This window comes from Phocaeicola sp. ICN-14070 (genome assembly GCF_037892625.1).
Classification (GTDB): Bacteria; Bacteroidota; Bacteroidia; order Bacteroidales; family Bacteroidaceae; genus Phocaeicola; species Phocaeicola plebeius.
Genome location: NZ_JBBKBF010000165.1, coordinates 1 through 897, shown reverse-complemented (window position 1 = coordinate 897; position 897 = coordinate 1). Strand labels below are relative to the sequence as shown.

Here is an 897-nt window from a genome sequence, read left to right as displayed (position 1 = left end):
GAATGTATGTGGCTGATTCTGCAGCATGAAACGCCGGAAGATTTCGTCATCGCTACGGGTGTGCAGCACAGTGTACGTGAATTCTGTTACCTGGCATTCAAGTATGCGGGCATCGAACTGGAATTCAAGGGTGAAGGTATCAACGAAAAGGGTTACGACAAGGCTACCGGCAAGTGCCTGGTAGAGGTAAGCGAGGATTTCTACCGCCCGACAGACGTGGTGAACCTCTGGGGTGACCCGACAAAGGCGAAGGCTAAGTTAGGCTGGAACCCGTCGAAGACAACCTTTGAAGAACTGGTAAAAATCATGGTGGATGCGGATATGGCAAAAGTGGCCGTAGAAAAGGCAGGAGAACAGATTCGCACAAACCTGGCAGAGTATCTGGAGAAGGGAATCGTGAAATAATGAAGAATGAGGAATGAAGAACGAAGAATTAATAATGAAGATTATATGTTCTTTTGTTCTTCTGTCTCTGAAACAATAAACAATTAATTTGTCGAATATGGACAAATCAGCGAAGATATATGTAGCGGGACACCACGGACTGGTAGGTTCCGCTATCTGGAATAACCTGAAGGAAAGAGGTTATAATAACCTGGTAGGACGTTCGCACAAGGAACTGGATTTGCTGGACCCGATAGCGGTAAAGAAGTTCTTCGATGAGGAAAAGCCGGATGCGGTGATTCTGGCTGCGGCACATGTGGGAGGCATCATGGCCAACCTGCAATATCGGGCGGACTTCATCTACCAGAACTTGCAGATTCAGCAGAACGTGATTGGCGAGAGTTTCCGTCACGGGGTGAAGAAGTTGCTGTTCCTGGGCAGTACCTGCATTTATCCGCGTGAGGCTCCGCAACCGATGAAGGAAGAGGTGCTTCTCACCTCCCCGCTGGAATA

2 protein-coding genes are annotated in these 897 nt (G+C 48.4%); both read left to right on the top strand.

All coding sequences use genetic code 11. From position 1 onward, the window contains the following. A partial coding sequence (locus WKT20_RS18095; RefSeq protein WP_340417871.1) for a GDP-mannose 4,6-dehydratase occupies nt 1–405 on the top strand: 405 nt, incomplete at its 5' end. Between the two features lie 97 nt (nt 406–502). Next, on the top strand, nt 503–897 hold a 395-nt coding region (locus tag WKT20_RS18090; protein WP_340417870.1), incomplete at its 3' end, for an NAD-dependent epimerase/dehydratase family protein.